This window comes from Candidatus Tectomicrobia bacterium (assembly GCA_016192135.1).
GTDB lineage: Bacteria > UBA8248 > UBA8248 > UBA8248 > UBA8248 > 2-12-FULL-69-37.
In genome coordinates, this window is record JACPUR010000001.1 from 194,962 (window position 1) to 218,286 (window position 23,325).

The window sequence follows — 23,325 nt, forward strand, 5'->3', positions numbered from 1 at the left end:
TTCCGCTCAGAAGTTGATCCGGAAGCTCACGAGGACGGTGAAGTCGTTCTCCAGCGCCGTTCCGTTGAGGTCCTGGACCACGGGGAGTTGCACGCCCCCCTCGACCACCCAACGCCTCGTCACGTACTGCAGGCCGGGGGTCAAGAACAGCTGCGTCCCGCCCGAATTCCGGTCCTTCATCCCGTTGGCCTCATTCTTCTGCTGGTGGACCAGGCTGGCCTCCAGGACCCCATACAGGAAGCCCGGGACGCCGCTGCCCAACACGCGCGGCCACAGCCGGTACTGGAACGAGGTGTCGAAGCGGGCCACATCGCCGAACTCGAAATCGTTGGCTTCCGTCTTGGCGCGGTAGGCGGCTTGTCCGTCAATCTGAAAATCCAGCGTCTGGTAGGTGAAGACGATCCCGCCAAAGGGGTCCAGCGATCCCGACCCGGCCTGGACGCTGGGCGGCAGCCGGCCGAGGCGATCGGTCTCGCCGTCATCGCCGGTCGGGACCTTGAGCCCCGCGAAGGGCGCGATCCGGAAGTTGCCGCCCGGCCAGTTCTTCTGGAACATGGTGTAGCGCGCGAAGAACTCGGCGTCTCCGATCCCCCTCGCGCTCCGCGTGCGGCGAACGCCGCCGGAGGCGAGTTCGAGGCGGTTCTCGACGTAGGGGATCACCCCGAAGAGCGCCAAATCCGCATTCACCCCGTAGGCGAGGACGGAAACCGCGGCCCAGTGGTCCATCTCCCGCTCGGCGGGGTCCGGATCGTCGGTCGATCGGCTGAACACGGCCAGCTCGCGGAAGAGGAATTGATCCTTTGCGATTGGCAGCGCGGTGTTGAAGGTGATCGGCGCCGCGTGCGCGGCGCCCACCCAGGCCAAAACCCCTAGGGCGAGTGCGCCGCAGGGGAGGAAGGCGTGGGCAAAACGCGCGCGGCGGTTCATGGGTTGGAGGTCTTGATGCTTCTTACCGCAAAACCCGCGTCCTTGACCGCCTGGCGGATGGCGGGCTCTCCGATGCTCGCCCCATCGGCCGTGGTGACGGTCACCAGGCCGCTCGCGATGTCGACCTCGACCTTCTTGACGCCCTCGACGGCGGAGAGGCTCTTTTCGATCCCGTAGGCGCAGAAGGGGCACGCCAGGCCGTCGACGCGCACCTCATAGACCGTGGGCGCAGCCGCGGCAATCGCAGGGGTCAAGACCAGTAAAGCCGACAAGAACAACGCGTTTAAACCGGCATTTCGCACGGTATTTCTCCTGTTGATGCGGGAGGATATGGGCTTCCCCGCATCGCCTACCTTTCCACCGGGTAGCCGATCTGCTTCATGAGCCTGACCACCTCTTCTTCGGTTTCTCCCGCGGCTCCCTCGCGCACGCGCACCTCGAGGCGCTTGGTCCGGGGGTCGCCCCCCGTCTTCTCGACTCCGGGAACCGTATCGAGCGCCCGCTCGATGGCCGCGAGGCAGCCGTGTCAGTGCATGCTCTTGACGGTGAAGGCGAGGGTGCGCCCCCCGCCGGGAACGAGGGTTCTTTCCGCCGCCGGGGCGATGGCCGTCCCGCCGCCTCTCTCTCCCGCTTCTTCCCGGCCCCGGGGAGCGATGCGCCCGCCGAAGGAGTTCAAGAGCACGGCCCCCACGCTCGCCGCCATCGCGATCATGGCCCAGACGGGCTCCACCAGGCCCGCCGCCGCGAGAGGGACGCCCACGCCGTTAAAGGCGAAGGCCAAGCCGATGTTCTGGAGCGTCTTGCGGTAGCTCCGCCTGGCGATGAGGAACGACTCGTAGACCGTCCACATCCGCTCCCCCACGAGGACGATGTCCGCCGACTCGACGGCGATGTCGGTGCCCGCCCCGATGGCGAGCCCCACGTCGGCCTGCATGAGGGCGGGGGCGTCGTTGATGCCGTCTCCCACGAAGGCCACGCGCTTCCCCTGGGCCTGGAGCTGGCGCACGCGCTCGGACTTTTCCTGAGGCAGCACCTGGGCCAACACCTCGCCGATCCCGAGCTCCCGGGCGGCCCGCTCGGCGGTCCGCCGGTTGTCCCCCGTGATCATGATGGTTTCGAGGCCCATGCCCCGGAGGCGCTCCACCGTCTCTTTGGCATCTTCCTTGATCCGATCGGAGAGGCCGATCAGCCCCGCGACCTCGTCTCCTTCGGCGAAACCAGACACGGTAAAACCCTTCTCCTCGAACTCCTCCCCGATCCGCCGGGCCTCGCCGACATCCACACCTTCGTCCGCCAGGAACCGCAGGGTGCCGACGCGGACCCGCTTTCCTGCCACAATGCCTCGCACCCCCCGTCCCGGGACGGCCTGGAAGCCCTCCGAGGGAAGAAGCTTGAGCCCCTCCTCCTCGGCGCGGGCGACGATGGCCCCGGCGAGGGGATGCTCGGAGGCGCTCTCCAGGCTGGCGGCCATCCGGAGGATTTCCTGCGGGCTCCGGCCGCCGAGGGGCACGATCTGCGCCACGGAGGGCTTCCCCTCGGTCAGGGTGCCGGTCTTGTCGAAGACGAACGCCGAGACGTCCTTGTAGGCCTGGATGGCCTCGCCGCTCCGGAGCAGGATGCCCCGGCGCGCCGCCTGTCCGCCCGCGTTGATCAGGGCGAGCGGGGTGGCCATCCCCAGGGCGCAGGGATAACCCATGACGAGGACGGCCAGGGCGGCGAAGCCCGCCCGGGCCGCGTCGGGCGCGCCCCAGAGGAGCCAGGCGCCCGCCGTCCAGAAGATGAAGGCGCCCGCGCTGAAAGCGAGAACGCCCGGGACGAAGTAGAGAAGCACCCGCTCGACCAGGAGGAGGATGCCCGGCTTGAGGGCCCGCGCCTCCTCGATGCTCCGGGCCACCCGGCGGAGGAAGCTCTCCTCCCCGACCCGGCTCACCCGGACCAGGAGGGTGCCGTGATGGTTGAGGGAGCCCCCGATTACCTCCTCGCCCGGGCCTTTCTCCTTCGGGATGGGCTCGCCCGTCACGAGGCTCTCGTCCACGGTGGAATGTCCCTCGGCCACCACCCCATCCACCGGCACATGCTCGCCGGGACGGAGGCGGACCAGCTCCCCGGGAGAGAGCTCCTCGACGGGTATCTCCTCCTCCCGCCCCTCGCGCACCACCCGGGCCGTCGCGGGCTGGAGGCTCAGGAGCTTGCGCACCGCCTGGGAGGCCCGGGTCCGCACGAGGAGGGAGGTGTAGCCGCTCAGAACGTGGTAGGCCGTCACGAAGACCGCGACCCCGAAGAAATCGGGCGAGGGGAAGGCGGGGTAGTAGAGGCCCAGGAAGCCCCCCGCCAGGCCCGCGAAGGCGGCGAACTCCATGAGGACGTGCTGGTTCAGGATGCCCCGCCGGAGGGAGCCGGCCGCCATCCGCAGGATATAGCGCCCCGGGCCGAAGACGGTGAGGAGGGCCAAGCCCATCATGGTCCACTCGGTCCAGGGATGAGGCTTGTCCAGCCACATGAGGGCCATCCCGAGGAAGGCGGCCCAGGCGAGCGCCCCGGCCAGGATGAGGCGGTCCTTTTCGTGGTGGAGTTCGGCCGCCTCCTCTTCAAAGGTGCGCGCTTTCCGGGGGTCGGCGGTGGTGAACCCCAGGTCGCGCAGGGCGTCCAGGAGCTCCGCCGGGCTCCGCCTCTGCGGGTCGTAGTGGATGAGCGCCTCCTCATGGGCAAGGCTCACGCTCACCTCCCCCACCCCATCCATCCGCCCCAGTCCCTTGCGGATGGTTTCGGTGCAGAAGGAGCAGTGCATCCCCCCCACCCGGACGTGGAGCTTCTGCATCGGCATCAGCCGTCCCTCTTGGCGCGGGAGAGAAGAGAAGCCACGGCTCCAGGGCGCCTCTTGGCTTTCCCCCTCGTTCGGAAAGCGATCGCCGCCTCGTCCGGGCGGCCCTCGATGTGGGGGCAGACGACCGCACCCTCGCCCTTCTTCAGATGCTCATCCCATGCCTCGAGCGTCTCGCGCATCTCGCCGCGCAATTTCCTTAGCTCCAGAATCCGCCGTTCCAGCTCGGCCACCTTGGCCTCGAGGAGGGAACGCAGGTGCATACAGGGGAGATTCCCCGCTTTGCGGATCTCGGTCAGCTCCCGGATCTCCGCGAGGGTGAGGCCGAGCGCCTGGGCCTTGCGGATGAAGCGGAGGAGGTCCACCACTTCGGGGTCGTACCGGCGGAATCCTCCCTCGGTCCGCGCGGGCCGGGGCAGGAGGCCGATGTCCTCGTAGTAGCGGATGGTCTTGGCCGGGACCTCGGCCGTCTTAGCGAGTTCTCCGATCTGCATGGCGTCTCCCCCGCGGAAAAGTCACCCAACAACATACACCTTCCAGTGAACTGGAAGGTCAAGGGGGAATTTTCGCGGAGTCGACGGTGAGGAAAAGATCAGGCGGCCGCTTCGTTTTTCATCGCGATCTGGGTGAAGAGGAAGCCGGCCCCGCTGTCCGGGGGGGGGAACTTCCCGTTCAGCAGGTTGAGGGAATTGTAGGCGGTCACGGCCGGAGAGAGGGGCCGGGGCTGGGGCTCCGCGGCCTCGGCGGCGGCCGCGTCCAGGAAGGCCGAGAAGCCGAAATCGCCCACCTCCCGGGCGGGCGGGACCGCCGGGGGCGCTGCCTTCTCGAATCCAACGATGCCGATGGGTTCGCTCATGCCGCCCTCGTGGGGGAACTCTCCTGTGCCTTTATCGGCCGGAGCGGGCCCGGACTTGAATTTCCGCGGGGGAGGGGGCTCAGGGGACCCGCCGGAGGGGTTTTTCGGGGGGGAGATGGGTCCGCACGAAGGGCACGACCCACCGCTCCAGGCTCGCGCTGCGGAACTCGATGGATTGCTTCCGGGCGGGCTGGAGTTGCGCCGCCCGGCCCCCCTCCCGGACGGCCCGCACCAGAGCCTCGGCCTGGGGGAGGGGGGTGACGCGGCCCTGGGGGTCGTGGATGACGAGAAGGGGGCTCTGGAGCTTGGGGGCCCACTCCCGGGCGGAGCGCCGCCGGTATTCCGCCGGGCGCGTTCCGGGCGGGCCGTCCAGCGCCCGCAGGAGCCGCCTCTGCTGGGCCTCCGGGAGGCGCGGGAGGGCCTCCGCCAGGTCATAGATCGGTTCTTCCACCGCCACCGCGCGAACGCGTGCGTCCTCGGCCGCCGCGGCCATGAGCGGGGCCGCGCCCAGCCCCTCCCCGAAGGCGGCGATCCCCCCGGGCCGCACCTGGGACTGCTTCGAGAGGTAGTCCACCGCCAGCAGGATGGCCTTCACGCTCCGGGGGCCGCCCAGGTCCTCAGGCCCGGTGGACTGCCCGAAGCCGGGGAGCGAGACGCTCATCCCGTAGAACCCCTGGCGGGCCAGCTGGAACATGTCCCGCCGGTGGCTCTGGGCGCTCCCCCGGTCGCCATGAACGAGCAGCAGCGCCGGCAGGGAACCCTCGGCCTGGGCGGGCCAGACGGCAAGGGCCTCGATCCGCGCCCCGTCCGCCTCGAGGAACCATTCCCGCACCCCCTCCCCGCGCAGGGTTTCGGTCTCGTAGCCTCCCCGGCAGCCCGCGGCGAGGAGCCCGAGCGCGGCTAGGGCGGGGAGTGTCCGGCGGAGGAAACGGCGGGTCATTTTTGCTCCTTCTGGGGCGGCCCTCCGGGGGCATGTAGCACGGGGCGGCCCGGCGCGGAAGGGGCGGATGGATTTTTTCCCCTGGAATATCGTGAAATATCGTGAAAAACGCGGGAAATTCGGGCCTCCGCCGGCCAGGCCCCCTCCCTCAGCCGCCGGAAGGTGTAAGGTGGATTTTTTGTCCTCGAATATCGTGAAATATCGTGAACAGCCTGGGGAAGGGCGGTTTCCCAGGAGGCTCTCCCCGCCCTCCCGAGAGGCGCGGCGGACGCCCTGGCCCACTCCCGCCCGGGACGGGTCAGGGGAAGGATATCCCCTCTGCCCGCCTTCCCGGTTACCGCATTTTCCGCCAATTTCATGTATCCCTGAAATAATCCTTTGGTGACGGGGTTTCTTCCGATGGGAAATTTTTTTCGGAAGGGAGGGCTTGCGGGGACTAAATTTTCGTGTTATTTTCGTATTTGGGATGAGATGGTGAAGTTTACAACATATTGTTGCAACGTGGCGGTGCCAGACGCTATATACAGTGGAGAGGGCTCTCTCTCCCGCCGCCGAGGGAAGGAGAACCTGGATGACGAAGCTCAAGACCCGCCCCATCCACGAGGCCTGCTTCCAGAACCTCCAGCTCCTGCTAAAGGGCCAAATCTCCTTCACGGAGTGGCAGCGGCGCCAGGAGGAGCTCGAAAGCCGCCTCAGCCCTGAGCCCGAGCTTCCCTTCATCGGGGAATCGGGCGGGGGCCCGAAGACCAAGGCCGCGTAGCCCGGCTCCCCCGGGCTTCCCTGCACCACCTCCCTGCGGTCTCCCCTCACCCCGTCCCGCCGCCGCCCGGGGTGCGCCCACGCCCTGCGGCAACGTACGGGCCTATATACATAATAAAAATACTTTTAAATAAAAATAAAAATCTTGACTAGAATGTATGCCTTGGGTATTGTGCCGGGGATAAATATAAGCAATTTACTATATATTAAATCATAAATTGGATCGCTACAGTGAGCTAAGAAGTTTTCACCGGCTGGACGAGGGAGGATCGGATGGCCCTGGAAGAGAGAATCCGAGAGGCGATGGACGTTCTGGAGGAGACGGTGGCCCGGCACCCCCCCGCCGTCCTGGCCACCAGCCTGGGCGCCGAGGACATGGTGCTCACCGACATGGTGGCCGCGCATTTCCCCGGCATCGGCATCTTCACGCTCGACACCGGCCGGCTGAATCCCGAGACCTACGATCTTCTGGCCGAGGTGCGCTCGCGCTACGGGCGCGAGGTGCGGGTCTATTTCCCCGACGCCGCCGAGGTCGAGGCCTTCGTCGGCCAGCACGGGCCCAACGCCTTCTACGAGAGCGTGGGCCTCCGGAAGACCTGCTGCCACATCCGCAAGGTGGCGCCCCTCAAGCGTGCGCTCGCGGGCCGGGGGGCCTGGATCACCGGGCTGCGCCAGGAGCAGTCCCCCACCCGGCAGGGGGTCCGGCCCATCGAGTGGGATGGCCCGAACGGCCTCTACAAGGCGAATCCGCTCTGGGACTGGACGGCCGAAGAGGTCTGGGCCTACCTCGGCTCCCGGGGCGTCCCCTACAACCGCCTCCACGACCAAGGCTACGCCAGCGTCGGCTGCGCCCCCTGCACCCGGCCCATAGGACCCGGCGAGGATATCCGCGCGGGCCGCTGGTGGTGGGAGAGCCCCGACACCAAGGAGTGCGGCCTCCATCCCGTGCCTTCATCTCTCGTGTGAGCGGCTTGATTCTTTTACGGAGGAAATATCGGAGATGACCCCGAGCGTCATGGAATGCGCCTTTGAGACGGCCGGCCGGGCCTCCCGGCTGGATCACCTGGACTTCCTGGAGAGCGAGGCCATCGCCATCCTGCGCGAGGCGGTGGGCGAGTCCGAGAGCCCCGCCCTCCTGTTCTCGGGGGGGAAAGACTCGGCCGTCCTCCTCCGGCTGGCCGAGAAGGCCTTCCGGCCCGGCCGGCTCCCCTTTCCCGTCGTCCACATCGACACCGGCCACAACTTCCCCGAGGCCATCGCGTTCCGCGACCGCCGGGTGCGGGAACTGGGCGCGCGGCTCATCGTGGGCAGCGTTCAGGCCTCGATCGATCAGGGCCGGGTGACGCTCCCCCATCCCAAGGCGAGCCGGAACGAGGCCCAGACCGTGACCCTCCTCGACACCATCGAGGCCCACGGCTTCGACGCCCTCTTCGGCGGGGCCCGCCGGGACGAGGAGAAAGCACGGGCCAAGGAGCGCGTCTTCTCCTTCCGGGACGCTTTCGGCCAATGGAATCCCAAGCGCCAGCGGCCCGAGCTCTGGGACCTCTACAACGGCCGGGTGCGCAAGGGCGAGCACGTGCGGGTGTTCCCCCTCAGCAACTGGACCGAGCTGGACGTCTGGGAATACATCGCGCGCGAGGCGGTGGAGCTCCCCTCGCTCTACTACGCCCACGAGCGCGAGGTGGTGGCGCGGCGCGGCCGGCTGCTCGCCATGTGCGAGCTGATCGACCTGGAGGAGGGGGAGCGGACCGAGCGGCGCACGGTACGCTTCCGCACCGTGGGGGACATGTCCTGCACCCTCCCCGTCGAGTCCCGCGCCCGGACGAACGAGGAGATCATCGCCGAGCTACTGGCGGCCGAGCTGACCGAGCGGGGTTCCTCCCGGCTCGACGATCAGACCTCCGAGGCCTCCATGGAGCTCCGCAAGAAGAAGGGATACTTCTAGCCATGAGCGCGCAACCGGCCCCCGCGGCCCTCCTGAACGGGACGAAGGAAGTCCTCCGCGTCGTCGCGGCCGGCAGCGTGGACGACGGCAAGAGTACCCTCATCGGCCGGCTGCTCTACGACAGTGGCTCCCTGCTCAAGGACCAGATCGACGCCGTGGCGCGCGCGAGCGAGAAGCGCGGGGAGGAGGAGCTCGACCTCTCCCTCCTGACCGACGGCCTCATCGACGAGCGCGAGCAGGGCATCACCATCGACGTGGCCTACCGCTACTTCGCCACCCCGAAGCGCAAGTTCATCTTCGCCGACGTGCCGGGCCACGAGCAGTACACCCGCAACATGGCCACCGGCGCGAGCACCGCCGACCTCGGAATCGTCGTCGTGGACGCCCTCAAGGGCATGACCCGGCAGTCGAGGCGCCACCTCTATCTGCTCAATATCCTCGGGGTGGAGCGGGTGATTGTCGCCGTGAACAAGATGGACCTCGCCGGCTACTCCCGGGAAGTCTTCTCGGCCATCCAGGATGATCTGGCCGCCTTCGCGGATCGGATCGGGCTGGAGAATGTCCTCGTCATCCCCGTCTCGGCCCGGCGGGGGGACAACGTCGTGCACCCGGGCACGAACATGCCCTGGCACGCCGGGCCGCCCCTGCTCGAGTTGCTCGAATCGGTTCCCGCGGCGGCCGAGGGGGAGCCGGGCCCGCTGCGCTTCCCGGTACAGGGCGTCCTCCGGCCCCGGAGGGATGGGGGCGTCCCCTACCGCCTCTACGCGGGCCAGCTCAAGAGCGGGGCCGTCCGCCCGGGGGACGAGGTCGTCGTCCATCCCGGCGGCCTGCGCAGCCGGGTGCGCGAGGTGCGCGTCTTCGAGGGCGAGCTTCCGGAGGCCGCCGCCCCCCGGAGCGTCATGATCGCCCTGGAGGACGAGCTCGACGTCGCCCGCGGCAGCCTCATCGCGGCGGCGGAGGAACCGCCCCGCCTCTCCGACGAGCTGAACGCCCTCCTGTTCTGGATGGCCGAGCGACCCTTCGACCCGGACCGCACCTGGCTCCTCAAGATCGGCGCCCGCGTCGAGCGCGCCCGGGTGGCGGCGATCCACGCCCGGCTCGACGTGGACCGCCAGGCCGAGGAGCCGGGCGGGGCCGTCGGCCTGAACGACATCGCCCGCGTCACCCTGCGCGTCCAGAACCCCATCGCCCACGACCCCTACGCGGAGAACCCGGCGACCGGCGCCTTCATCCTCATCGACCCCGACACGAACGACACCGTGGCCGGCGGCACGATCTGCCCCTGAACCCATCGGAACCAGCCTGTGCCTGGGCGCGTGCAATGCTTTTTTCCGTAGAGCTGATGGCGATTGGGCTCGGCGTGGGGTTCCTGGCGACGCTGGCCGGGATAGGAGGAGGGGTGATCCTCACCCCGCTCCTTCTCCTTTTTTTCCCGGACCGTCCGGCCCAAGTCATCGCGGCCGCCTCTCTCTCCGTCGTCGCCCTGAATACGCTTTCCGGTTCCATCGCGTACCACCGGATGGGCCGGATCGATCTCAAGACGGCCGCCGCGTACGGAGCCGCCGCATTGCCGGGGATCGTCCTCGGCTCGCTCGGAACGGCGCATGTCCCCCGGGGGATATTCGACTTTCTCCTGGGTGCGCTCCTTCTCGCCCTCGCCGCCGGGCTCCTCCGGCCGGCCGCCCGCGCGGCCTCCCGCCGCCTCACGGAAGAGAAGGGTTCGTTCGCGCCGCGCCGGATCGTGGACCGGGACGGCCGCGTGTACGAGTTCCGGTTCCGCTACCGGGCGGGCATCTGGGTCTGCTCGTGCGTGGCTTTTCTGTCCAGTTTGCTCGGGATAGGCGGCGGCTCGATTTACGTGCCGCTGATGATCCGCTTCCTCCACATTCCTCCCCACATCGCGACGGCCACCTCACAAGGCCTGCTGCTCATCACCTCCTCGGCCGCGGTGCTGGTCCACTTTCTGCGAGGGAACCTCGCCCGCGACCTGATCGTCCCCCTCGCCCTGGGGGTGGTCTGCGGGGCGCAGGGCGGGGCGGCGGTTTCGGGCCGCCTCCGCTCCACCTCTCTGACGCGCGTCCTGGCGTGCCTGCTGATCTTCGTGTCGGCCAGGATCCTGCTGCAGGGGGCGAAGGCGTTCCTGGGCTGAGCGCCGCCCGCGGCCGGCTCCCCCCTCCCTTCCCTCCGCCTCCCCGCCGGGGTAATCTGTCCGCCGGCCTTTCGGCGGACGCCCGCGCGGCGAGAGGGGGAAAGGGAATGGCCCGGCCACCGCTGTCCCGGCGCCGCAACATCGGCATCATCTCCCACATCGACGCAGGCAAGACGACCACCACCGAGCGCATCCTCTTCTACTCGGGCGCCATCCACCGCATCGGCGAGGTGGACGAGGGCTCGGCCACCACCGACTGGATGCCCCAGGAGCGCGAGCGCGGCATCTCCATCACCGCCGCCGCCGTCACCTGCCCCTGGAAGGACCACGAGATCACCATCATCGACACCCCCGGCCACGTGGACTTCACCATCGAGGTGGAGCGCAGCCTCCGCGTGCTCGACGGCGCCGTCGCCATCTTCAGCGCCGTCGAGGGCGTCGAGCCCCAGAGCGAGACGGTCTGGCGCCAGGCCGAGCAGTTCCGCGTCCCCCGCATCGCCTACATCAACAAGCTCGACCGCACCGGGGCCGACTTCGACCGCGCCGTGGCCATGATGCGCGAGAAACTGGGGGCGCGGACCATCCTCATGCAGCTCCCGGACGGGGAGGGGGACCGCTACCGGGGGCAGGTGGACATCCTGACCGGGGACTACCTCGAATGGGAGGACGCCGACGAGGGCCGCACCCTCCGCCGCCGCCCCGCCGAGGGGGAGCTCGCTGCCCGCGCGGCGGCGCTCCGCGAGGCCGCGGCCGAGGCCGCCGCCGACTTCGACGAGGACCTGATGGCCGCCTTCCTGGACGGGAAGCCCGTCGAGGCCGAGGCCCTGAAGCGCGGGTTGCGCAAGGGGGTGCTGGCCGGGAAGCTCGTCCCCGTCCTCTGCGGCTCCTCCTTGCGGAACCGGGGGGTGCAGCCCCTCCTCGACGCCGTGGTGGACTACCTGCCCTCGCCCCTCGATGTGCCCCCCGCCGGAGGCCTCCGCCCGCCCAAGGAGGGGGAGGAAGGCCCGGGCGAGCCCGAGGCGCGCCCCCCCGACCCGGACGCCCCCTTCTCCGCCCTGGTCTTCAAGGTGCAGATGGACGAGGGCCGCCGCCTCACCTACCTCCGCGTCTACAGCGGCCGGCTCGCCTCGGGCGCCCCGGTCTACAACAGCGCCCGCAAGACGGCCGAGCGCGCCGCCCGGCTCTTCCGCATGTACTCCCACAAGCGCGAGCGCATCGAGGAGGTGGGCCCGGGCGACATCGCGGCGGCGGCCGGCTTCCGCTACGCCGCCACGGGCGACACCCTCTGCGACGAGGCGCACCCCGTGGCCTTCGAGCCCATCCGCGCCCCCCACCCCGTCATCTCCATCGCGGTCGAGGCGCGCGACTCGGCCGGGGCCAGGAAGCTCGAGGAGGCCCTGGAGAAGCTCAAGGCCGAGGATCCCACCTTCCACGCCCGGCGCGACCCGGACACCGGCCAGGTGGTGATGAGCGGCATGGGGGAGCTCCACCTCGACGTCCTCACCCGGCGCATCGGGGAGGAGTTCGGGGTGGACGTGCGGGTCGGCAAGCCCCGCGTGGTCTACCGCGAGACCATCCTCCGGGCCGAGGAGGCCGAGGCCATCTACGACCGCGAACTGGCGGGGAAGCCCCAGTACGCCCGGGTGCGGGTGCGCGCCGCCCCCGCCCCGGGGGCGGGCGTCTCGGTCGGGAGCCGGGTGCGGGCCCTGGAGGAGGGGGGCACCCTCCCCCGCAAGCTCCTCAGCGCGGCGCTCGAGTCCCTCAAGGCCTCGGCCGGGGGCGGCCCCATGGCGGGCTACGAGATGACCGACGTGGCGATCGAGCTCTCGGACGCGGACTACGACCCCGCCCGGGGCACCGAGGCCGCCTTCGCCCTGGCCGCCTCCCACGCCTTCATCGAGGCCTGCCGCAAGGCGGGGGGGGTGCTGCTCGAGCCCGTCATGGCGGTCGAGGCGGTGACGCCCGAGGAGTTCCTGGGGGCCGTCATCGGGGACCTCAACGCGCGGGGCGGGCGCATCGAGCGCATCGAGGAGCGCGGGGGCGCCGCCCCCTTCCAGATCGTGCGCGCCAGCGTGCCCCTCGCCCGCATGTTCGGCTACTCCACCTCGCTGCGCTCCGTCACCCAGGGGCGCGCCACCTTCACCATGGTCTTCGCGCGGTACGAGAAGAGCGAGATGGGGGGGTAGGGGATGATTCTAAACAAGCCTGTTCAAGATATAACGTTTGAAGATGTTGACTTGTTCTGTGGCGAGCGTCCTAAAGAAAGTCATTTCTTGGACTATAAGGAAAACTTTCCGAGAGATTTGGAAAAGACCATCGCTGCGATGGCCAATACATTTGGCGGACTCATTTTAATTGGTGTCGCAGAAGACGATGAGGGATGCCCCGTTCTTCCCATAGCAGGCATTGAATTTGAGAGAGGTTTGGAGGAGAGGGTAATTCAAAAAGTTTTGTCCAATATTTATCCTCCCTTTGTGCCAGAGGTTAAGGCATGCGTTCGTGAAGCTGATCAAAAAACGGTTGTGGTCATTAAAATAGCCCAAAGTCAAGCTACCCCACACGCCATAGCCGGGAGAAGAGAAATCTATCTGAGAACTGGAAACAGAAATCACCCAGAAGATATTGCAACTTTAGAGCGGCACGAATGGCTACGTGATCGCAGAGCGCTGTCTGTCCAGTTGAAAGAACGAATACTGAATGCGTCCAGGGAAAGGGCAAGCAAACTATATAATGAGTGGTTGGTTACGAATCCTCCAAGACCTGGCGAGCAGTGGCATTCATTTGAAGATGCGTTGCTGGAATTTTATGCTGTCCCAAAGTTTCCGTATGAAATATATGGGACACCGCCGCGATGTGAACAATTGAGGCGCGATTTCGCGGTCAGGGATTATTCTAGAACATTTGATTCGTTTCCCTTTGAGGCGGGTTCACGCAGGATAACTCAGGATTCGGCTATTCGGATATTGGTTTGCGACAATCGGAAGCACTACTATTTCGAGACTGGAATCTACGGAAATATTTTTTACCGGCAAGGGCTCCTGAGGGAAGAAGGTGGCACTCAGTTCATTCGTGCTTGGGAAATTATTGCTAGGCTGGATCAGGTTCTGAGCTATGCGACGGCGGTATATCGAGAATTCGGTTTCAGTGGTGCCATTGATCTAGGACTAAGAATTACTGTTCGTGGAGGATGGCCATTAAGAGAGATTGATTTTGGAGGTGCACCTCCGCTGAGCCCTTTCCATAATCCACTTGATCCCGCGATATCTCATTTTTGCGAAGCGCCTGTTGCGCAGCTACAAGCAGTAGAGGCTAGAGGTGAAATAATTGCAGATATTTTTCGAGCTGTTGCGTGGGGATTTGATTGGAATCCTCCACTGAATATTGTGCAGCGATATTTTGACAGACACAGACGTTGAGTCGTCCCCAATCCGGGGTGGGCGGACCTTGCCCCGGGGCGGTCCTTGTAGATTCCTCGCTGCGCTCGGAATGACACCTTCGCGTGAGGGGTATCCCATGACCCGCATCCGCTACCTGGGGGTTTCGGCGTTCGAGATCGTGACGGGGGAGGGGCGCGGACACTGCTTTGCTCGATCCACCTGACTGCCCCTTCCTCCCCCGGCAAACAAACCCCAAAAACGCGCCGCTTTCTTTCTTCGCCTTCCTCCGGTAAGGTGTCCCCCAAGTTTCAAAATGCGCAGCTCCATTTGATGAGCCGCTCATGCGGGCTTCGCCAAAGCTGCCGCCGTTCATCGTGTGCCGTTTCGTTTGATGGGAGGAGCGATTGATGGATATGCAGAAGATTCGAGACAACTGGAACGCGGCCAAGCCCTACCTGAAGGGCGCGGCCGCGGGCCTCATCGCCGGGCCCCTCTTCTCGCTCTACATGGGCTGGGTGGTCACCTCGGGGAACGCGGCGGGCAAGGTTGAGGCGGCGCTGGTGAGCGCGCGGGCGTCGATATGCGTGGCGCGGGCCCGGGCGGCGTCAACGGGGAAGGATCCCTCCACCTTGGACTGGAGCGCGCGGAGCAAGCTGGCCGAGAAGTGGGCGGTGATGCCGGGCCAGGCGGGCGAGGCGGAATACGCGGTCGCGAGCGCCTGCGCGGAGAAGCTGGCGGAGCCGGTGAAGGAGGTTTCCTCCAAGGCGGAGAAGCCTTCGTAGGGGCGCTTCCGGAAGCTTGGGCTCGAGGCGCCGCTTGGAGATGCGGGGCCGCGCGAGGCGGAGATCCGGATGCGGGGCGGGCTTCGGCCCGCCCCGTTTTTTTTCGGACGAAGAGGCGTTTCTTGAGGGCCGACGCCGGTTTCCGCGCCCTGCTGAAATCCCTCCTTGCTTTCCGGCCCATTTACGATACTATGAGCCATGGCATAGAAAATGAAACGGGTTTTCGTGTGCCGCCGATGTCTCGGAGTTCGCGGAGCGCAAAATGAATTTCCTGAAGAACGTGCAGGCGCAGTGGAACGCGTGGGTGCCTTTCATGAAGGGCGCGGCGGTGGGCGTCATCGTTGGGCCGCTCTTCACTCTCTACATGGGCTGGATGGTGACTTCCGGGAACGTGACGGGGCAGGTGGAAGCCGCCTTGGTCAACGCGCGGGCCTCGATCTGCGTGGCGCGCGCCCGGGCGGCGGAGGCGGCGGTGAAGGATCCCTCCTCCCTCGACTGGAGCGCACGGCGGGCCCTCGCGGAGAAGTGGTCGCTGATGCCCGGCCAGAAGGCGGGGACGGCGGAGTACGCGGTCACCAACGCGTGCGCGGAGATGCTCGCGGAGCCGGTGAAGAATATCTCGAAGAAGGAGACGCCCTCCTAGGGAGCGCGTTAGCGCGATAGCAGCGGACAACCTTTGAGCGGGGCGGGCTCCGGCCCGCCCCGGTTTTTTTGCGCCGGTTTACGGCGGCGTGAGCTTGGCTTCGCTCTGCGTTTCCTGGGAAACCCCCGCTCGCGGGCGCCCCGCGCCCGGGCGATATTGAGGGCCAAGAGGGTTTGCCTTCCCGCCGGATGGGATATCCGGGCGGAGGCGCCTGGGTCTTTTCGGTTTTCTTCATGAATTGCCGGTGGACGCGCTGCCCGCTGGTTCGCATGGGGTTCGCGCGCCGCCGCGGTGCCGCCGTGCGGAGTGCGGAAATGCGCAGATCGGGAGCCGGTTTCGGCATCTTCTTGACGGGCCTGGTGATCGGCTTGATCGCCGGCCCCGTCATCGGTGTGTGGCTCGGGTTCATGGCGTACAAGGGGGAGAGGGCGGATGTGGCGCGGCGCGCGGGCCAGCAGACAAGCCTGCGCGACGCCCTGGTGAGCGTCCAGGCGTCGCTCTGCGCGGTGCGCGCGCGAACGGAGGTGCCGAACCCGGCCGGCCTGGACTATAACGAGCGGTGGAAGCTCGCCGAGAGGTGGGCGGTGATGGCCGGGGAGCTGCAGGGCGAGGCGGACAACCAGGTGAAGCACGCCTGCGCGGAGCTCCTGGCCCAGGCCCCGACCGATCCGCCGGCCGGGCAGCAGTCCCAGCGCCCGCCCTCCTAGGAGGGGCGCGGGCGGGACGGGGCGGGCCAAGCCCGCCCCGTTTTTTTGCGCGCGCGCCGCCACCTTGAGCATCGCCTCGGCGCGCGCGAATGCCGGAGTCCGCCGCGAGGCCCACGCGGCCTCCAAGGGCGGACTCGCCGGCGGCGGGCCCCTGCGCCTCGCGCCGGGGGGCCGCATCTGCTAGGGTCTTCCCCGCCCCGGCCACGCCTGCTCCCGGCCCCGCGCAGGAAGGACCGCCCGATTGCCGAACACCCCGCTCGCCGTCTCCTTCGCCCTCGCCAACGCCGTCACGGTGAGCTTCCTGAACCTGTCGGTGCGGCGCGCCGACCGCCACGGGAATGCGGCCACCGGGGTCAGCATCGGCCTCCTCTTCGCCCTGCCCTTCACGGGGGCCGCCTCCTGGTACCTCTGGCGGGAGGGATGGTGGGACCCGGCGGCGTGGGCGTACTTCGCGGCATCGGGCGCCGTCGGCCCCTCGGTCGCGCGGGTGCTCTTGTTCCTCTCGATCCAGCGCCTGGGTGTCCCCCGCGCCGTGCCCCTGGTTTCGACCATGCCCCTGGCGGCGGCCGTCATGGGCATCGCCTTCCTGGACGAGCGCCCCGGCCTCATCGTCCTGGCGGGGACCCTCCTGGTCGTGGCGGGATGCATGGCCATCACCGCCAAGCGCGGGGAGGACCGGTCCTGGAGCCGGCGCGACCTGTGGCTGCCCTTCGCCTCGGTCGTCGCCTTCTCGCTCTCGCACGTCCTGCGGAAGAAGGGCCTGGTCCTGGTGCCCTCGCCCGTCCTGGGGTTCACCGTGATGAGCGCGGCCGGGCTCGCCTGCCTCTGGCTCTTCGGGGGGCTCCTGCCCAGGGAGCAGCGGCCCGGCTGGGGCACGGCGGCCGCCTGGCGGGTCTACAGCGTGGCCGGGGCCTTCAACGCCGTCTCCGTCCTGTTCCACTTCTACGCGCTCCAGCACGGGGACCTGACCGTCGTCATCCCCCTGGCTTCGACGGCGCCCTTCTTCTCCCTCGTGCTGAGCTGGATCTTCCTGCGCGGCATCGACCGGGTGACCGGCCTCATCGTGGCGGGGACGGTGCTGGTGGTGCTGGGCGGGGCGCTCATCACCTGGCGGGTGCTGTGAGGGAGGGATCCCATGGGGAAAGCCGCCTTTTTCCCGCTGACCGACGCCCCGCTCGCGGTGTTCTTCTCCATCGCCAACGCCCTCACCATGGGCCTGTTCGGCTTCCTGGTGCGGCACTCGGAGAGCCGGGCGAACGCCGCGACGGGGGTCCTCATCGGCCTCATCGTGAGCCTCCCCTTCATGGCGGCGGCCACGTACTTCCTCTGGGAGCCCTCGTGGTGGAACTGGAAGGCTCTCGGCTTGTTCGCCGCGGCGGGCGCGATCAACCCGGCGGTGGGGCGGGTGTTCCTCTTCCTCTCGATCTACCGGCTGGGACTGGCCCGGGCGGTGCCCCTGGTCTCGACCCTGCCGCTCGCCTCCGCGGGCCTGGGGATCGCCTTCCTCGGGGAGCGCCCCGGCGCGGCCGTGTACGCCGGTACGCTGCTCGTGGTGGCGGGGTGCATGGCCATCACCTCCCGGAAGGGCATGGAGGGGTCCTGGGACCGGCGCTCCCTGTGGATGCCCTTCGCGGCGGTGGCGGCGTTCTCCCTCGCCCACCTGTGGCAGAAGATCGGCCTCGCCCTGGTGCCCTCGCCCGTCCTGGGCCTCACGGTGATGAGCGCCGCCGGGGCGGCCTGCCTCCTGCTGTTCGGCCGGGCGCTCCCGGAGGTCCACCGCCCCCGGCTCGGCCGGGGGGGATGGCTCTTCCTGGGGATGACCGGCCTCTTGAACACCCTCTCCGTCCTCTGCCACTTCAGCGCGCTCCGCTACGGCGACCTCACCCTCGTCGCCCCCCTGACCTCGACCGCCCCCTTCTTCTCGCTGGTGCTGAGCTGGGCCTTCCTGCGCGATTCGGAGCGGGTGACCCTCCGGGTCCTGGCCGGGACGGCGCTGGTGGTGCTGGGCGGGGCGCTCATCACCTGGCGGGCGCTGTGAGGGGCATATGAGCGCCAGCCTGATGGCCGTCTTCTTCGCCTTCGGCAACGCCATGGGGTCGAGCACCTTCGGCCTTCTGGTGCGCCGGGGGGAGCGCTTCGCCAACGCGACCACGGGCGTGCTCATCGGGCTGCTGGTGAACCTCCCGATCATGGGGGCGGCCGCCTGGTACTTCTGGGACCCGGCCTGGTGGAACCCCTGGGGCATCCTCTGCTTCGCCATCGACGGCGTCCTGGGGCCGCCCGTGGGGCGGGTGCTGATGTTCCTCTCGATCCAGCGGCTGGGCTTGGCCCGCACGGCGCCGCTCATGTCCACCCTGCCGCTCGCCGCCTCGCTGCTGGGCATCGCCTTCCTGGGGGAGCGGCCGGGGCTGCCCATCCTGGCCGGGACGCTTCTGGTGGCGGCGGGCTGCGCGGCCATCACCTCGAGGCGAGGGGGCGGCGGGGGGTGGGACCGCCGGAACCTCTGGCTTCCCTTCGCGGCGGTCGGCGCGTTCGCGCTCGGGCACCTGTTCCGCAAGGTGGGGCTGGGGCTCATCCCCTCCCCCCTCTTCGGGCTCACGATGCTGAGCCTGACGGGGGCGCTCTTCCTCTACCCCCTGGGGCAGCTCCTCCCGGAGGCGCACCGCCCCCGGCCCGGCCGCTGGCGCGCATGGCCCTTCTACGCCCTGGTCGGGCTGGTGAACACGGTGGCAGTCGGGTGCCACTTCACCGCGCTGCGCTACGGCGATCTCTCCGTCGTGGCGCCCCTGACCTCGACCGGGCCCTTCTTCTCCCTGCTCTTGAGCGGGCTCTTCCTGCGCGACCTGGAGCGGGTGACGCCCTGGCTCGTGGCGGGGACGTCGCTGGTGGTGCTGGGCGGCGGGATCATCACCTGGCGGGCGCTGTGAGCGCGCGCGTCTCCGGAAGAGGGCCTTCCCGGTGAGCGGCGCCTTCCTCGCGGCGGCCTATTCGCTCGGGACCTCCCTCTGCACCGCCTCCTTCAGCCTCATCGTGCGCCGGGGGCAGCAGCACGGCTCGGCCTTCACCGGGGTCGTGATCGGGCTCATCGTGAGCGTGCCCGTCCTCCTCGCCATCTGCGCCGTGGCCTGGGACCCGCGCACCTGGGACACCGCCGGGGTGCTGTGGTTCGCGCTGGGGGGCTTCACCGGGCCCTCCCTGGGCCGGATATTCATGTACCGGGGCATCCATCATCTGGGGGTGGCCCGGGCCATGCCCATGATGGCCACGGGCCCGCTCTTCACGGGCGCCCTGGCCGTGATGTTCATGGGGGAGAGGCCGGGGCCCCTCGTGTGGGCCGCGACCTTCCTCATCACGGCGGGCTGCGCGGCGATCTCCTACAAGAAGAAGGAGGACAAGAGCTGGAACCGCCGCCACCTGTGGATGCCCCTCGTCTCCCTCGTCGGCTTCGCCCTCTCCAACATCTTCCGGAAGATGGGGCTGATGAGCGCCCCCTCGCCCCTGCTGGGCATCACCGTCACGAGCGTGGTCGGGCTCGTCTTCCTGACGATCCTGGCCCGCTTTCTCTCCCCGGCGCAGCGCCCGAGTTTCGATTCCGGAAAGGCCTGGGCCTTCTACGGCGTCTGCGGGCTCGTGAACACCCTCTCTTTCTTCCTCCACTTCTTCGCGCTCCTGTACGGCGACCTCACCATCGTGACGCCGCTCTCCTCCACCGCGCCGCTGTTCGCGCTCCTGTTCAGCTGGATTTTCCTGCGGGACGTGGAGCGGGTGACGGGCTGGATCGTGTCGGGGACGGCGCTGATCGTCCTGGGGGTGGCGCTGATCGCCTGGTCGGTGTGAGGGCTACGTCGCCTGGTTCCCCTCGGCAGGCTTGGGGAGGGCGCGCGGGGCCGGGCCGTGCGGCCGGGCCATCATCTCCATCTGGATCTTCTGGATCTCGAGAAGCCGCTGCCACTGGTTGGTGAGCAGCTGGTCGATCTTGCCGTGCAAGAGGCGGATCTCGAGCTCGGCCTTGAGGTTCACCCGGTAATCGTGCTCGGCGCGCAGCCGGTCCCTCGCCTCCTGGCGGTTCTGGCTCATCATGATGATGGGTGCCTGCAGGGCGGCCAAACAGGAGAGGACGAGGTTGAGGAGGATGTAAGGGTAGGGATCGAAGGGATGCCTCGCCATGAGGAACGAGTTTAGGGCAATCCAAAGGAGGAGAACCAGGCCGAAGCTCAGGATGAAAGACCAGCTCCCGCCGAACTCGGCGATCTTGTCGGCCATGCGCTCGCCGAAGGTGAGCTGGCGGTCGAACTCGGGGTTGATGTTCTCCGCCAGGATGTCCTCCTGGTCGCGAAGGCTGGTCACGACCTCCTCTTCCAGCTTCGAGAGCTCGCCCTTGTCCTTTTCGAGGATGTCCTCCACGTAGTCCGCGCGGAAGCGGTTGACGCAAGAAAGGCAGATGCTGTCGGCGGGGGACCACTGCGGGCTCTTCTGCCGGATCAGCTCCACGATGGGCGGGCGCACCAAGCCGCCGTCCATCATGTCGCCCGCGCGCCTGGACAGGCTGCACACCGGGCAGGTCTGATAACTGTGGTTTCCTCGGGCCATGACGCATCCCGCCTGAAAGATTTCCCACCTGGCGGCGAGCCGGGCCATTCTAGCGCAAGGGAAGACGAAGGGGCTTCAATGGTTTTCAGCTAATAGCGAAAAAATTATCCTGAGCGCCCGCCGAGCAGCGTCGTCTTGGTGTAGAGGGCGTCGAGGGAGAAGCCGCGGGCGGCGAGGTTCTCGCGCCCTCCTTCTTCCCGGTCCACGAGGCAGATCACCTGGACCACATCGAGCCCCGCCGCCTGGGCCGCCTCGATGGCGCCGAGGGTCGAGGAGGCCGTCGTCACCACGTCCTCGACGATGGCCACCTTCATCCCCCGCGCGAGGTTCCCCATGCCCTCGATGCGGTTCCCCATGCCGTGATCCTTGGTGCCCTTGCGGATGATGAAGGCGGGGAGATCCAGTCCCTCGACGGCGGCGGTCATGGCGATGGCGGTGACCATGGGGTCGGCGCCCAGCGTGGGGCCGCCCACGGCACGCGCCCCGCTCGCCTTGACGCGATCAAGGAAGAGCCTCCCGACGAGCCGGGCGCCCTGGCCGTGGAGGGTGGTCTGGCGGCAGTCGACGTAGAAGTCGCTCTCGCGGCCCGAGGCGAGGACCACCTTCTTCTTGGCGTAGGACTTGCTCAGCAGGAGCTGGCGGAGCTCCTCCCATTCCCGGTTCGTTCCGGCGGCGTTCATGCAATCATCTCCCGCGCGGGGTGCCGCTTGGATGGAGGAATTGATTTTCCTCCCTCCGGGGGAGGGGCGGAAGCTGCCTCACGCATCGATTTAGGCACTTATCCGGCCGCGCCCTACGCGGCGTCTCCTCCTTCGATGGGCTCGGCCTCCCCGCCGCACAGGCGAAGGGCGGCCTCGGCGAAGGCCTCGGGCACCAGGACGTCCACCCGCCCCATGCCCGTGGCGGCGAGCCCGTAGAGGGAGCCCGCGGCCTCGTAGCGCAGGTGGACGGGGATGCCCTCCGCCTCGAGGCGGGACTTCACGATGAGCGCCTCCATCTGCCCCCCGGCCGCCTTCACCAGCCGGAGGGAGGGGAGGGCTTCGGGGTCTGTCAGGATTTTCCACATCTCTCGTCCCCCCAAGGGAACCGGCGGGCCTCCTCGGCCCCCGCCCCACGGCATTTTCCCCGTTCCCGGGGCCTGAGTAAACCGGCGCTTTCCTTCGCTCGGCTGTTGGTCCTCCGGAATGATGGTGCTACTGTTCCGGGGTCGCTGGAGAGGAGCCGGGAACGTGCCCCGACCGAGGTTCTCCCCCGTTCTTCCGATCGCCGCCCTTCTGGCCGCCGCCCTGGCTTGGAGCGGGGCGCGCGCGCAGATGCCCCTCGTGCCCGCCCCCGCCGCGCCCGCGATCACGCCCCGGGCGCCGGGCGCCCGGCCGGGGGACCGGGCGGCGGGCTTCTTGCTGGTGATCGATCCCGGCCACGGCGGCCGTGACGAGGGGAGCAAGGGGCCGGGGGTCGCCGAGAAGGAGGTCACCCTCAAGGCGGCGAAGCTCCTCGGCGAGCGTCTGAAGCGCCACGAGGGCATCACGGTGCTCTTCACCCGGGAGGACGACACCGAGCTCACGCCCGTGCAGCGCGCGGCGATCGCGAACTTCAACCTCGCCTCCTTCTTTCTCTCCCTCCAGGCCGACGCCTCCTGGCGCCCCGGCGCCCGGGGGGCGAGCATCCTCCTCTCGGCGCCCCAGCGCCCGCCCCGTGTGGAGGGGGAGCCCTTCGAGGCGGTGGCCCTGCGCTGGCAGCGGGGCCAGAACGTCCACCTGGCGGGGAGCCTCCGCTTCGCCCAGGAGCTGCAAACTCGCTTCGCCGCCATCCCGGGGGCGGGGAAGCCCCCCATCCTCACCCTGCCGCTCCAGGGCCTCGAGGGGGCGCGGATGCCCGCCGCCTACGTGAGCCTGGGCGTCATCTCCACCCCCGAGGAGGCCGCGCGGCTGCGGGAGCTCGACGCGGAGAACCCCTACATCGTGGCGCTCGAGGCCGAGATCCTGCGCCTGGCCGGGCTTCAGCCGGCCGCGCCCCGGGGGCAGGACGCTCCGCCGGGCCCGGGGCAGCCCTCCGGCCGGCCCGATGGCCCGGCCCGCCAGGACAAGGATTGAGGGATGAAGGAACTGAAGGAGCTGAGGCTGAAGCGCCGGCGGCGGGCGATGCTCTGGGTGGGGCTCTGGGTGGTCCTGGGTTTCGCCGCGGCCCTCTACTTCTTCGACCCGTTCACCGACCTCATCCAGAAGGGGCGCCGGGCCGCCTTCGGCCCGCCGGACGGCGGGCGGCCCGCCCTCGCCGCCCCGGCCCAGGTGGTGCTCTTCTTCCCCAGCGCCGAGGCCGACCTCCTCGCCCGCCACCCGGCCGAGGTGGAGCAGGGGAAGGAGCCCATCCACACCGTGCGCAACACCCTGGAGGCCCTGCTGAAGGGCCCCCAGCGGCCCGGCTACGCGCCCGCCGCGCCCCCAGGCGCCAAGCTCCGCACCGCCGTCCCCGGCCCGGACGGCACCCTCCTCGTGGACTTCGACAAGAGCTTCCGCGCCTCCCACCCCGGCGGCGCCTGGAGCGAGTACCTCACGGCCTACGCGGTGGCCAACACCGTCCTCCACAACTTCAAGGATTTCCAGCGGGTGCGCATCCTGATCGAGGGCCAGGAGACCGAGACCGTCGCCGGCGCCCTCTCCCTCAACGAGCCCCTGCGCCTGCGGGAGGACCTGGTGATGCGGGAGGACGAGGCCGCCGCGCCCGTCCAGCCGGGCGCCGTCCCCCCCGCACCGGCGCCGGCGGGAGCGGCACCGCCGGCCCAGAGCCCGACCCGGGAGAATCCGGCGCAGGCCCCCGCGAAACCCTGAA

General features: G+C 68.6%; 26 protein-coding genes. 16 read left to right on the forward strand and 10 right to left on the reverse strand.

What is annotated here, in order from left to right:
- Positions 1-6: 6 nt before the first annotated feature.
- From HYZ11_00830 to HYZ11_00860, 7 genes are all read right to left on the reverse strand, one after another.
- Complete coding sequence (locus HYZ11_00830; GenBank protein MBI3126131.1) at positions 7-927, reverse strand: transporter; 921 nt, start codon at positions 925-927, stop codon at positions 7-9.
- Positions 924-1,187 carry a heavy-metal-associated domain-containing protein gene (locus HYZ11_00835; GenBank protein ID MBI3126132.1) on the reverse strand — a complete coding sequence of 88 codons (264 nt, stop codon included), beginning with the start codon at positions 1,185-1,187 and terminating at the stop codon, positions 924-926. The genes HYZ11_00830 and HYZ11_00835 overlap by 4 nt, the downstream gene beginning before the upstream one ends.
- An 89-nt stretch (positions 1,188-1,276) precedes the next feature.
- Complete coding sequence (locus HYZ11_00840) at positions 1,277-1,435, reverse strand: hypothetical protein (protein ID MBI3126133.1); 159 nt, start codon at positions 1,433-1,435, stop codon at positions 1,277-1,279.
- An 18-nt stretch (positions 1,436-1,453) separates the two neighbouring features.
- Positions 1,454-3,751, reverse strand: coding sequence for a cation-translocating P-type ATPase (locus tag HYZ11_00845; protein MBI3126134.1), 2,298 nt, complete (start codon positions 3,749-3,751; stop codon positions 1,454-1,456).
- A complete protein-coding gene (locus HYZ11_00850; protein MBI3126135.1) occupies positions 3,751-4,242 on the reverse strand; it encodes a heavy metal-responsive transcriptional regulator in 492 nt (163 codons plus the stop codon). The genes HYZ11_00845 and HYZ11_00850 overlap by 1 nt, the downstream gene beginning before the upstream one ends.
- A 98-nt stretch (positions 4,243-4,340) precedes the next feature.
- Complete coding sequence (locus HYZ11_00855; protein MBI3126136.1) at positions 4,341-4,604, reverse strand: hypothetical protein; 264 nt, start codon at positions 4,602-4,604, stop codon at positions 4,341-4,343.
- A gap of 79 nt (positions 4,605-4,683) precedes the next feature.
- The gene (locus tag HYZ11_00860; protein ID MBI3126137.1) at positions 4,684-5,544 is read right to left on the reverse strand and encodes a hypothetical protein; all 861 of its coding nucleotides are present in this window, start codon (positions 5,542-5,544) and stop codon (positions 4,684-4,686) included.
- Between the two features lie 571 nt (positions 5,545-6,115).
- Here HYZ11_00860 and HYZ11_00865 point away from each other — a divergent pair.
- The 14 genes from HYZ11_00865 to HYZ11_00930 all read left to right on the forward strand — a co-directional run bounded on the left by HYZ11_00865 (position 6,116) and on the right by HYZ11_00930 (position 19,743).
- Complete coding sequence (locus tag HYZ11_00865) at positions 6,116-6,304, forward strand: hypothetical protein (GenBank protein ID MBI3126138.1); 189 nt, start codon at positions 6,116-6,118, stop codon at positions 6,302-6,304.
- Positions 6,305-6,576: 272 nt separating this feature from the next.
- Positions 6,577-7,269 carry a phosphoadenylyl-sulfate reductase gene (locus HYZ11_00870; GenBank protein ID MBI3126139.1) on the forward strand — a complete coding sequence of 231 codons (693 nt, stop codon included), beginning with the start codon at positions 6,577-6,579 and terminating at the stop codon, positions 7,267-7,269.
- A gap of 34 nt (positions 7,270-7,303) precedes the next feature.
- A complete protein-coding gene (cysD, locus tag HYZ11_00875; GenBank protein ID MBI3126140.1) occupies positions 7,304-8,248 on the forward strand; it encodes a sulfate adenylyltransferase subunit CysD in 945 nt (314 codons plus the stop codon).
- A gap of 2 nt (positions 8,249-8,250) precedes the next feature.
- Positions 8,251-9,534: a 50S ribosome-binding GTPase gene (locus tag HYZ11_00880; GenBank protein MBI3126141.1), complete on the forward strand. Its 1,284-nt coding sequence runs from the start codon at positions 8,251-8,253 to the stop codon at positions 9,532-9,534.
- Between the two features lie 56 nt (positions 9,535-9,590).
- A complete protein-coding gene (locus HYZ11_00885; GenBank protein ID MBI3126142.1) occupies positions 9,591-10,397 on the forward strand; it encodes a sulfite exporter TauE/SafE family protein in 807 nt (268 codons plus the stop codon).
- Between the two features lie 107 nt (positions 10,398-10,504).
- Positions 10,505-12,583: an elongation factor G gene (gene fusA / locus HYZ11_00890; protein ID MBI3126143.1), complete on the forward strand. Its 2,079-nt coding sequence runs from the start codon at positions 10,505-10,507 to the stop codon at positions 12,581-12,583.
- Between the two features lie 3 nt (positions 12,584-12,586).
- Positions 12,587-13,813 (forward strand): ATP-binding protein, encoded by a 1,227-nt coding sequence (locus tag HYZ11_00895; protein ID MBI3126144.1) that lies wholly within the window; start codon positions 12,587-12,589, stop codon positions 13,811-13,813.
- A 368-nt stretch (positions 13,814-14,181) separates the two neighbouring features.
- Positions 14,182-14,556 (forward strand): hypothetical protein, encoded by a 375-nt coding sequence (locus tag HYZ11_00900; GenBank protein ID MBI3126145.1) that lies wholly within the window; start codon positions 14,182-14,184, stop codon positions 14,554-14,556.
- Positions 14,557-14,818: 262 nt separating this feature from the next.
- On the forward strand, positions 14,819-15,199 hold the full coding sequence (locus HYZ11_00905; protein ID MBI3126146.1) for a hypothetical protein: 381 nt from the start codon (positions 14,819-14,821) through the stop codon (positions 15,197-15,199).
- 314 nt (positions 15,200-15,513) lie between these two features.
- Entirely contained in the window at positions 15,514-15,906 is a 393-nt protein-coding gene (locus tag HYZ11_00910; protein ID MBI3126147.1) for a DUF456 domain-containing protein, read from the forward strand.
- A gap of 241 nt (positions 15,907-16,147) precedes the next feature.
- Positions 16,148-17,029 (forward strand): DMT family transporter, encoded by an 882-nt coding sequence (locus HYZ11_00915; GenBank protein ID MBI3126148.1) that lies wholly within the window; start codon positions 16,148-16,150, stop codon positions 17,027-17,029.
- A gap of 12 nt (positions 17,030-17,041) precedes the next feature.
- Positions 17,042-17,944 (forward strand): DMT family transporter, encoded by a 903-nt coding sequence (locus tag HYZ11_00920; protein MBI3126149.1) that lies wholly within the window; start codon positions 17,042-17,044, stop codon positions 17,942-17,944.
- A gap of 7 nt (positions 17,945-17,951) precedes the next feature.
- Entirely contained in the window at positions 17,952-18,833 is an 882-nt protein-coding gene (locus HYZ11_00925) for a DMT family transporter (GenBank protein ID MBI3126150.1), read from the forward strand.
- Between the two features lie 31 nt (positions 18,834-18,864).
- Positions 18,865-19,743, forward strand: coding sequence for a DMT family transporter (locus tag HYZ11_00930; protein MBI3126151.1), 879 nt, complete (start codon positions 18,865-18,867; stop codon positions 19,741-19,743).
- A 3-nt stretch (positions 19,744-19,746) separates the two neighbouring features.
- Here HYZ11_00930 and HYZ11_00935 read toward each other — a convergent pair whose 3' ends face one another.
- From HYZ11_00935 to HYZ11_00945, 3 genes are all read right to left on the reverse strand, one after another.
- Entirely contained in the window at positions 19,747-20,496 is a 750-nt protein-coding gene (locus HYZ11_00935) for a DUF1003 domain-containing protein (GenBank protein MBI3126152.1), read from the reverse strand.
- A 104-nt stretch (positions 20,497-20,600) separates the two neighbouring features.
- Entirely contained in the window at positions 20,601-21,176 is a 576-nt protein-coding gene (gene pyrE / locus HYZ11_00940) for an orotate phosphoribosyltransferase (GenBank protein MBI3126153.1), read from the reverse strand.
- A 113-nt stretch (positions 21,177-21,289) separates the two neighbouring features.
- Entirely contained in the window at positions 21,290-21,562 is a 273-nt protein-coding gene (locus HYZ11_00945) for a DUF2007 domain-containing protein (protein MBI3126154.1), read from the reverse strand.
- 163 nt (positions 21,563-21,725) lie between these two features.
- On the opposite strand from HYZ11_00945, the gene HYZ11_00950 reads away from it, so the two are divergent.
- Together HYZ11_00950 and HYZ11_00955 are read left to right on the forward strand one after the other, a co-directional pair.
- The gene (locus HYZ11_00950) at positions 21,726-22,589 is read left to right on the forward strand and encodes an N-acetylmuramoyl-L-alanine amidase (protein MBI3126155.1); all 864 of its coding nucleotides are present in this window, start codon (positions 21,726-21,728) and stop codon (positions 22,587-22,589) included.
- A 3-nt stretch (positions 22,590-22,592) separates the two neighbouring features.
- Positions 22,593-23,324, forward strand: a complete 732-nt coding sequence (locus tag HYZ11_00955; protein ID MBI3126156.1) for a GerMN domain-containing protein — start codon at positions 22,593-22,595, stop codon at positions 23,322-23,324.
- Position 23,325 lies beyond the last annotated feature (1 nt).

Coding starts and splice junctions, on each gene's coding strand:
- HYZ11_00830 (MBI3126131.1), bottom strand. CDS start 927: ATGAACCGCCGCGCGCGTTTTGCCCACGCCTTCCTCCCCTGCGGCGCA.
- HYZ11_00845 (MBI3126134.1), bottom strand. CDS start 3,751: ATGCCGATGCAGAAGCTCCACGTCCGGGTGGGGGGGATGCACTGCTCC.
- HYZ11_00850 (MBI3126135.1), bottom strand. CDS start 4,242: ATGCAGATCGGAGAACTCGCTAAGACGGCCGAGGTCCCGGCCAAGACC.
- HYZ11_00855 (MBI3126136.1), bottom strand. CDS start 4,604: ATGAGCGAACCCATCGGCATCGTTGGATTCGAGAAGGCAGCGCCCCCG.
- HYZ11_00860 (MBI3126137.1), bottom strand. CDS start 5,544: ATGACCCGCCGTTTCCTCCGCCGGACACTCCCCGCCCTAGCCGCGCTC.
- HYZ11_00865 (MBI3126138.1), top strand. CDS start 6,116: ATGACGAAGCTCAAGACCCGCCCCATCCACGAGGCCTGCTTCCAGAAC.
- HYZ11_00870 (MBI3126139.1), top strand. CDS start 6,577: ATGGCCCTGGAAGAGAGAATCCGAGAGGCGATGGACGTTCTGGAGGAG.
- cysD (MBI3126140.1), top strand. CDS start 7,304: ATGACCCCGAGCGTCATGGAATGCGCCTTTGAGACGGCCGGCCGGGCC.
- HYZ11_00880 (MBI3126141.1), top strand. CDS start 8,251: ATGAGCGCGCAACCGGCCCCCGCGGCCCTCCTGAACGGGACGAAGGAA.
- HYZ11_00885 (MBI3126142.1), top strand. CDS start 9,591: ATGGCGATTGGGCTCGGCGTGGGGTTCCTGGCGACGCTGGCCGGGATA.
- fusA (MBI3126143.1), top strand. CDS start 10,505: ATGGCCCGGCCACCGCTGTCCCGGCGCCGCAACATCGGCATCATCTCC.
- HYZ11_00895 (MBI3126144.1), top strand. CDS start 12,587: ATGATTCTAAACAAGCCTGTTCAAGATATAACGTTTGAAGATGTTGAC.
- HYZ11_00900 (MBI3126145.1), top strand. CDS start 14,182: ATGGATATGCAGAAGATTCGAGACAACTGGAACGCGGCCAAGCCCTAC.
- HYZ11_00905 (MBI3126146.1), top strand. CDS start 14,819: ATGAATTTCCTGAAGAACGTGCAGGCGCAGTGGAACGCGTGGGTGCCT.
- HYZ11_00910 (MBI3126147.1), top strand. CDS start 15,514: ATGCGCAGATCGGGAGCCGGTTTCGGCATCTTCTTGACGGGCCTGGTG.
- HYZ11_00920 (MBI3126149.1), top strand. CDS start 17,042: ATGGGGAAAGCCGCCTTTTTCCCGCTGACCGACGCCCCGCTCGCGGTG.
- HYZ11_00925 (MBI3126150.1), top strand. CDS start 17,952: ATGAGCGCCAGCCTGATGGCCGTCTTCTTCGCCTTCGGCAACGCCATG.
- HYZ11_00935 (MBI3126152.1), bottom strand. CDS start 20,496: ATGGCCCGAGGAAACCACAGTTATCAGACCTGCCCGGTGTGCAGCCTG.
- pyrE (MBI3126153.1), bottom strand. CDS start 21,176: ATGAACGCCGCCGGAACGAACCGGGAATGGGAGGAGCTCCGCCAGCTC.
- HYZ11_00945 (MBI3126154.1), bottom strand. CDS start 21,562: ATGTGGAAAATCCTGACAGACCCCGAAGCCCTCCCCTCCCTCCGGCTG.
- HYZ11_00955 (MBI3126156.1), top strand. CDS start 22,593: ATGAAGGAACTGAAGGAGCTGAGGCTGAAGCGCCGGCGGCGGGCGATG.